8 protein-coding genes are annotated in these 8,211 nt (G+C 50.1%); 6 read left to right on the forward strand and 2 right to left on the reverse strand.

Translation table 11 applies throughout. The features are described from left to right. Positions 1-20: 20 nt before the first annotated feature. Positions 21-1,361, reverse strand: coding sequence for a CAP domain-containing protein (locus tag Q3F21_RS23565; RefSeq protein ID WP_340258464.1), 1,341 nt, complete (start codon positions 1,359-1,361; stop codon positions 21-23). A 261-nt stretch (positions 1,362-1,622) separates the two neighbouring features. Here Q3F21_RS23565 and groES point away from each other — a divergent pair, with 261 nt between their 5' ends. The 6 genes from groES to Q3F21_RS23595 all read left to right on the forward strand — a co-directional run bounded on the left by groES (position 1,623) and on the right by Q3F21_RS23595 (position 7,860). Next, entirely contained in the window at positions 1,623-1,907 is a 285-nt protein-coding gene (gene groES, locus Q3F21_RS23570) for a co-chaperone GroES (RefSeq protein WP_003389758.1), read from the forward strand. 65 nt (positions 1,908-1,972) lie between these two features. Further along, positions 1,973-3,595: a chaperonin GroEL gene (gene groL / locus Q3F21_RS23575; RefSeq protein WP_340258466.1), complete on the forward strand. Its 1,623-nt coding sequence runs from the start codon at positions 1,973-1,975 to the stop codon at positions 3,593-3,595. A gap of 255 nt (positions 3,596-3,850) precedes the next feature. Next, positions 3,851-5,182: an ABC transporter substrate-binding protein gene (locus tag Q3F21_RS23580; protein WP_340258468.1), complete on the forward strand. Its 1,332-nt coding sequence runs from the start codon at positions 3,851-3,853 to the stop codon at positions 5,180-5,182. Positions 5,183-5,283: 101 nt separating this feature from the next. Beyond that, the gene (locus tag Q3F21_RS23585) at positions 5,284-6,243 is read left to right on the forward strand and encodes a carbohydrate ABC transporter permease (protein WP_340258470.1); all 960 of its coding nucleotides are present in this window, start codon (positions 5,284-5,286) and stop codon (positions 6,241-6,243) included. 10 nt (positions 6,244-6,253) lie between these two features. Then, positions 6,254-7,075 (forward strand): carbohydrate ABC transporter permease, encoded by an 822-nt coding sequence (locus Q3F21_RS23590; protein ID WP_340258471.1) that lies wholly within the window; start codon positions 6,254-6,256, stop codon positions 7,073-7,075. Beyond that, positions 7,075-7,860 (forward strand): HAD family hydrolase, encoded by a 786-nt coding sequence (locus tag Q3F21_RS23595; RefSeq protein ID WP_340258473.1) that lies wholly within the window; start codon positions 7,075-7,077, stop codon positions 7,858-7,860. Before Q3F21_RS23590 ends, Q3F21_RS23595 begins: the two co-directional genes overlap by 1 nt. Positions 7,861-7,912: 52 nt before the next feature. Here the strand turns inward: Q3F21_RS23595 and Q3F21_RS23600 are convergent. Further along, a partial coding sequence (locus Q3F21_RS23600) for a hypothetical protein (RefSeq protein ID WP_340258475.1) occupies positions 7,913-8,211 on the reverse strand: 299 nt, incomplete at its 5' end.

Consider the following 8,211-nt stretch of genomic DNA (forward strand, 5'->3'; position numbering starts at 1 on the left):
AGCCTTTTGCACTTTGGATGCTACGGTTTCGGGGTTACAAACGCTTGCGTATAGTAATCGGCGATTACCCCGACACCCAGCTGGGTAAAGTTCTTTTCCAGTACGTTCTTCCGGTGACCGGGGCTGTTCATCCAGCTTTCATGGGCTTCGATGGAGTCAGGATAGCCGGCTGCTATGTTTTCGCCAGCCATGCTGTAGGAAAGTCCTGCTTTGTGCAGCCGCTCAAATGGGTCCATCCCGGTAGTGGCGGAGACGTGGTCAAAGAAATCGTGGCTCTCCATATCGCTGCTATGTCCCCGGGCTACCTGAGCGGCTTGCTCATTCCAGTGAAGCTGAGGGAGCTTGTAACGGTAACGGATGACATTTACCAGGTCGAGTATTTGCCTTTCCCTGGCTGCATGGACCTGTCCCTGCTGCTTGATGCTCATGGGCGGAGGGTCAAAATGGGGAGCCGTACCCGAATAAGTCCAGCGCGTTTCGTAAAAACCGCCGCGTATCAGCATCAGCGGATCGATCAGTCGAATCGCCGTTACCTTATCGCTGTTCTGATTGTCCAGATAAAAGATGTGTGGAATGCCGTCCTGGATCGCAAGCGGCCGTTGATTTTTTTGATTGGCAATTTGGACATCGGCCTTTTGGAACCTAAAAGAGACAGTGTTCTGAAGCTTGTATATTCGGCTCAAGGAAGAAAGGCTCGTGCCGATCCCCACCTCGGCCAGCTTTGCCTCCGGAGCGTTGGAATACAGATCGACGACCTTTCCGGCGGCAATCCCCACCTGGAGGTAGCGAGCCGGGTTTTGGTTGTAGATGTACCATTGATAGCCGAGTCCGCTTGGTTCCTGGCGTGCCGGCTGGCCGAGCCGTTTGGTCACCTGAGCGACAGGCATGCCCAGCGTGATGCCAAACAGGCTGTTTGCTGATTGATCAACCGCTCGAGCTGAAGCAGGGACAGATACTGGCGCCAAAGCAGCCTGAGATACGGCCGACGGCTGCGGAGCCCCCTGCGGCTTTTGCGATGACTTGTCCTTCTGCTTGGCGCCAGCTGCTGCCTGCGTAGCCGGAGCTTGTCCAACGAAAGCCGCTGCGTTTGCTTTATCGAGATGGACCGGCTTGTCTGCAAGATATCCGGCCAGCGTTAAAGGGATGTAGGTGGTTTCTTTGTATTCCAGCGCGGCAGGCTGGTGACCGCCTTTTTCCCGATAGTAACCGGGCTTGTCCGGGTCGGTCACTTCCTTTCCGTCCCAGTAAAGCTTCACGGGTTGGACCGAAGCGAGGACGAGGGGCGAGCCAGTCGGGGCCAGGAGACGGCCAACTCCCGCCACTGAGAGGGCGAAAACGCCGATCCAGAGCCATTTGCGCATGTCAGTATTCCTCCTTTAGAGTGGGTCTGATTCTACGTTTTCTCTATTTATATGAGCCGTCCGGATTGATAGAACAGGAAGAGGGATGAGCATGCGGGCAAGGGACAAGCACGGATCAAGAGATTGGAAATTTGTGAGGGAAAATACTTGCAAAGTACATAGGGATTCATTATTATAGGAATTGGGTGTTAGCACTCGATTTAAATGAGTGCTAACAACGAAAAACTTCTTGAACCTACATTTTTGAGGAGGGTGTTTTTTGTGCTGAAGCCATTGGGTGACCGTGTAGTACTCGAACCAATTTCCAAAGAAGAGACGACCGCTAGCGGCATCGTTCTCCCTGACACTGCGAAAGAAAAACCGCAAGAAGGTCGTGTTGTCGCAGTCGGTTCTGGTCGCGTTTCCGACAACGGAGAGCGCATTGCTCTGGAAGTAAAAGAAGGCGACAAGGTTATTTTCTCCAAATACGCCGGCACCGAAGTGAAAGTGGATAACAAAGAATACCTCGTGCTTCGCGAATCCGATATCCTGGCGATCATCGGCTAAGGCTCTTTCACATAAGGCAAGACCGGTACGAACCGTAAACACATAACGCAGGAGGTTGAGTTCTGATGGCAAAACAAATCAAGTTCTCTGAAGATGCTCGCCGCGCGATGCTTCGCGGTGTTGAAACACTGGCAAATGCCGTTAAAGTAACCCTCGGTCCAAAAGGCCGCAACGTGGTTCTGGAGAAAAAATTCGGTTCCCCGCTGATCACCAACGACGGTGTGACGATCGCGAAGGAAATCGAACTGGAAGACGCATACGAAAACATGGGTGCGCAGCTGGTTAAGGAAGTAGCGACCAAAACCAACGATATCGCTGGTGACGGTACTACCACTGCAACCGTTCTGGCTTATGCCATGGTTCGCGAAGGTCTGAAAAACGTAACTGCCGGCGCTAACCCGATGGTAATCCGCCGCGGTATGGAAAAAGCTGTTCGCGCAGCCGTTGAAGAAATCAAATCCATCGCGAAGCCGGTAGAAAGCAAGTCTGCTATCGCGCAAGTAGCAGCTATTTCCGCTGACGACCAGGAAGTCGGCAACCTGATTGCCGAAGCGATGGAAAAAGTGGGCAAAGACGGCGTCATCACCGTTGAAGAGTCCAAAGGCTTCACAACTGAGCTGGATGTAGTAGAAGGTATGCAGTTCGATCGCGGTTATGCTTCTCCGTACATGATCACGGATACCGACAAGATGGAAGCGGTTCTGAACAACCCTTACATCCTGATCACTGACAAGAAAATCTCCAACATCCAAGAGATTCTGCCTGTTCTGGAGCAAGTTGTACAAAGCGGCAAACCGCTCCTGATCATCGCGGAAGACGTAGAAGGCGAAGCGCTGGCTACGCTCGTAGTAAACAAACTGCGCGGTACCTTCACGGCTGTCGCTGTGAAAGCTCCTGGCTTCGGCGACCGCCGCAAAGCAATGCTGGGCGACATCGCTACCCTCACTGGCGGCGAAGTCATCACAGAAGAGCTGGGTCTCGAACTGAAATCCACAAAACTGGAGCAACTCGGCCGCGCTGGCAAAGTTGTCGTTACCAAAGAAAACACCACGATCGTGGAAGGCGAAGGCAACAAGGCTGATATCGATGCACGCGTTGCTCAAATTCGTCAACAAATCGAAGACACCACTTCCGAGTTCGATCGTGAAAAACTGCAAGAGCGCCTGGCAAAACTGGCTGGCGGCGTAGCAGTGATCAAAGTTGGTGCAGCTACCGAAACCGAACTGAAAGAAAAGAAACTCCGCATCGAGGACGCCCTCAACTCCACTCGCGCAGCTGTGGAAGAAGGCATCGTACCTGGCGGTGGTACTACCCTGATCAACGCAATCAGTGCAGTTGAAAAAGTTGTGGCTGAAGGCGAAGAAGCGGTTGGTGTTCAAATCGTTCTGCGCGCTCTGGAAGAGCCGGTTCGCCAAATCGCTGCCAACGCTGGTTTGGAAGGCTCCGTTATCGTTGAGCGCCTGAAAAAAGAACCTGTCGGCATCGGCTTCAACGCTGCTACCGAAGAGTGGGTAAACATGCTCGAAGCAGGTATCGTGGACGCTGCGAAAGTTACTCGCTCCGCACTGTCCAACGCTGCATCCGTATCGGCTATGCTGCTCACTACCGAAGCAGTTGTGGCAGACAAACCGGAAGAAAACAAGGCGCCTGCCGGCATGCCTGACATGGGCGGCATGGGCATGATGTAAGAAACGGCTATCCGTTTCGCAAAGAGACAGACTTACGGGTCTGTCTCTTTTTCTTTTCAACAAAAAAGCTTCTATGGATCTGTTCGATACGAGGGTGCGTGCATGTGCTTGCCAATCTTTTTGTTTGAAGCAAGGAGTTTGTCTATTATATTTTTTGAAAAGTGTAAATATTTATATTGAAAAAATATTTCCTAATTTTATAATAGATTATAAAATAATACTCCAAGATCAAGCGTTCACGAGAAGGGTAGACAAATGGAAAACGTGGAGGAGATTTTCGCGATGAAAAAAGTAGGGGTTTGGCTGTTTTCTCTTTTGCTGGTATTTTTCCTTGCGGCCTGTAGCGGCAGTCCTCCGGCAACGACTTCCGGCGGCGAAGGGGGGACCGCTCAACCTGCGGGTGATTCGCCCAAAGGGGAACAGGTTGAGCTGACCATGTACAGCTGGCGTGCGGAGGACAAAGAAGCGTACAACAAGATCATCGCCCAATTTGAAGCGCAGCATCCAAACATCAAGGTAAAGTTTAAACCGTTCAAGTCAACCGAGTACAACACGATTCTAACCAATACGCTGACATCCGGAACTGGAGTCGATATTTTGCAGCTTCGCCCTTACCAGGGAGCCGCCTCTATTGCGGATGCGGGATACCTGATGCCCCTCGATGATTTGAAAGGGGTAAGCGACATTCCGCAAGCGTACCTCGATGCAGCGCGCGGCAGCGACGGCAAAGTCTATGGTGTACCGTTGTCGATCAATTCGGCTGTCATCTTCTACAACAAAAAGCTGTTTGAGGAGAACGGCCTGGAGGCTCCGCAAACGTGGGACGAGTTTATTCAGGTCTGCAACGCTTTGAAACAGAAGGGCATCATACCGATCGCGCAATCAGGCAAGGCGGCCTATCTCCTGTCCATCACACACAGCGTCTTTGCTCCGAGTTCGATCGGCGGAAACGAGTACATCGAAAAGCTGATCAAGGGTGAAATCAACTTTAAAGACGCCGCATTCATTGACTCGATCAAAAAGATGAAGGAAATGGAACAGTACTTCCCGCAAGATTTCATCGCTCTCGATGACAAGGACGTCCAGGCCTTGTTCTACACCGGCAAGGCGGCCATGTATATCAATGGAAGCTACCGGCTGGAGACGTTCGAAAAGCATAATCCGGATATGCCGCTTGACGTCATTCCTTCGCTGGCAAAGGAAAAGGGAGGGGATACCCCGATTGTCAACTGGGTGGATGGCTCGTACGGAATCTTCAAGTCAACCAAACACCCGGAGGAAGCCAAATTGTTCATGGAGTTCCTTGCTTCCAAAGAGTTCGGGCAATTGTTCAGCGACGAATTGAACAGGTTCAGCGCGATTCCGGGGGTAGTGCCGAAAAATCCGCTCGTTCAAAAAATGACGCAGTTGAGCGAGAAAAGCATGGTTCCGTTCCTGATGCTGGTTCATTTCGGCGACGGGACTCCGACGACAAAGACACTGTTTGAAAATTCTCTTCAAGGGATGTACATCAACAAGCTGACAGTCGACCAGGTGGCTGAAGAGACACAAGCTTCTGCTGATAAATGGTTTAAACCAGCCAAGTAAGCAGGAAGGCTTACGGATTGTTCATCGCAGCGGTACAGTCAGGCCGGCTTGCTTGACTGTACCTTTTTGATGAGTACTGCATAGGAGGAGGTCGAAACCACGTGCCTGAATTGGAAAAAACACTGGAAGCAAAGGGACAAACAACATTCAAACGAAGGACGAACTGGAAAAAGCATCTCGTCCATCTATTTCTGTTGCCGGCCTTGATCTTTTATGTATGGTTTCAGGTGTTCCCGATCTTTTCTGCGTTTTGGAACAGCTTTTACTCCTGGAACGGGATGCAGCGAGGCTCGTTTGCCGGATGGGACAACTTTGTCCGCCTGTTTACGGAGTCTCCGTTTAAAGAGATGTTTTACCGCGGTTTCGGGCATAACGTCATTTTCTTTATCGTAACCGTTATTTCCAAGCTCTTTGTCGCTTTTTTCCTGGCGATGCTGATAAACAGCAAAATCCGCGGAAAAGATTTTTTCAAGGCGGTCATTTTTATGCCCAAGCTTCTGTCCGTTATCGTTGTCGGGTTTTTATTCAGCCTGATTCTGAATCCTACGTACGGGGCGCTCAATACCTTTCTTGCCTTTATCGGGCTGGAGGAATTGGCGAAGCCGTGGCTTGGCAGTCCGGACACGGCTTTGCATACGATCATCCTGGTAAACAGCTGGTACGGCCTCGGATTTGCTGTTTTAATCTTCCTTGCAGGCTTGCAGGCGATTCCCTCGGAAATCTATGACGCCGCCAAGATGGACGGTGCTTCCGGCCTGACTATGCTGCTTAGGATTACGCTGCCAATGGCGATGCCGTCCGTCATGGTCATGACGATTTTGACATTTATCGGGGCATTTGAGACGTTTGAGCTGATTTTTGCCATGCAAGGGTCTCAGGCCGGGCCGTACTATTCTACGGATGTGCTGGCGACGTATTTTTATCGGCTGGCGTTTGGCTCGGTAGAGGGCGGCGAGTCGATCGGACTCGGTTCCGCTCTTGCAGTCGTGCTGTTCTTGATGATCTCCAGCGCAACAGCCGTACTCCTTTTCTTCTTTAAACGAAAGGAATTCGAACAGTAGGAGGGAATTCATGACTACAAAGATCGGGCAAATGGCCAAGTATCTGATACTGCTGCTCTTTTCATTTCTGGCGTTGTACCCCATTTTTTTGATGATTAGCTCGTCATTCAAGTCCAACCTGGAGATTCTCACGTCTCCACTGGCGCTGCCCACGTCGTTTTCGTTTGAAAACTACACGATGGTCTGGGATAAAGTCAACTTTGGAGCGTATATATGGAACAGTGTGTATGTGAGCGGTCTGTCCGTATTCCTGATCATTTTTCTTTCCTCGCTGGCGGCGTTTTATTTGTCCCGGTACAAGTTTCGCTGGAATCCCTACATCCTGTTTTTCTTTATGCTGGGGTTAATGCTTCCGATGAAGCTGGCTATTCTTCCTCTCTACATGATCATGCTCAAGCTGCAACTGCTGGATACGCTCACGTCACTGGTCATCCTGTATGTGGCCGGAGGGATTCCTTTCGCCGTCTTTGTCTTTTACGGCTTTTTCCGTACGCTGCCGACAGAGCTTGATCAATCGGCGCGTCTGGATGGGTGCAATGGCTTTCAGGTGTACTACAAGATCATCCTGCCCCTTATGAAGCCTGCATTGGCTACAGTCGGGATTGTCCACCTGATTGGCGTGTGGAACGATTTCTTCTATCCGCTTATTTTTTTGAAAAGCGAAGAGCTCAGCACTATTCCGTTAGGGGTACTGGCTCTCTTTGGGGAATACGATACAGAGTGGAACATGTTGTTTGCCAGCTTGACAATTTCCTCTCTTCCCATGATCGTAGCGTTTCTGTTTGCGTCCAGGCAGTTTATTGAAGGACTAACTTCGGGGGCGATCAAGTAATGAAGAAACAGTGGATTACCTTTGACCTTGACGGGACGCTGATGCAAAATCCGTTTGGCAAATGGGTGTTTCCCGAAATTAACGAAACGGTTTCCAGATGGGCAAAAGCCTCGATAGATGTGACCAGTGAACTTGTAACGGAGCATAATAGGCGAATGAAATTGGAAAGATACGTAGAGGCCTACGATTGGGATGAAATGCTGGAAGCATATTTGGAGCATCTGAATATAGCAAGGAAACTAAACATTGAAGAGATCGTGATCAATCACTGCGTCAGTCCCAAAATTCACCTGCTTGAGGAAGGCATTCTTACTGTTTTGGGGGAGCTTCGGACTCGGGGCTACTTGGTCGCGGCAGTTACTAACGGTTTTTTCAAGTATCAGTACCCTGTGATGGAGAAGTTGGGACTGGCGGAGTATTTTGACGTTATTGTCACGCCGGAAAGAGCGCGGACAGGGAAGCCGGATCCTGCTATTCTGCGGACTTTGGAAGGAAACGTCATTGCCCATGTGGGCGATCGACTGGATCACGATGTTCAACTCGCCAATCTGTATGGCTGCCAGTCAGTCCTTGTTTATCGCAATCTTCCGGAAGAACTGCAAGCTTTACAGCCATGGCAGAGAGCTGCCCATCAGACAATGCATCAGATTTGCCGGGCCAAATGGCAGGAGGAAGGGTCTGTTGATTTGACTGAATCGCTCCCTGATGTATGCAAACCTAAAGTGGTTATTGGATCTATTAAAGAACTGTTATCGGTGTCGCTTACTCCAGACGTATCCGCTTAAGGGGCGGATACCATTTTTTTACGGTTGCGCAATCCCGCCGAGGGTGGTATGCTTACGTTTGTGTCTCTGAAAGAGAGCTTTTTTCAAGGGGATTAAAAAAAGATAATTTCTTTAGAAAAAATTCTTGATTTTCCGAAGTAGACATGATATAGTTTAAAGGGTCGACACCGATACGGCGTTTGATATCATCAAGACGAAATGCTCTTTGAAAACTGAACAGCGAAGCGTTTTTATCGAAGTAATGCCAGATGTTACGCTGAGGCACTTCAGTATCGAAATGATGCCGGGTGTGACGCTGAAATACTTCGTTCGTGAGCAAATCACAAGCCAAGCAATTTCTTTCTTGAAGTC

Source organism: Brevibacillus borstelensis, assembly GCF_037834415.1.
Lineage (GTDB): Bacteria > Bacillota > Bacilli > Brevibacillales > Brevibacillaceae > Brevibacillus > Brevibacillus borstelensis_A.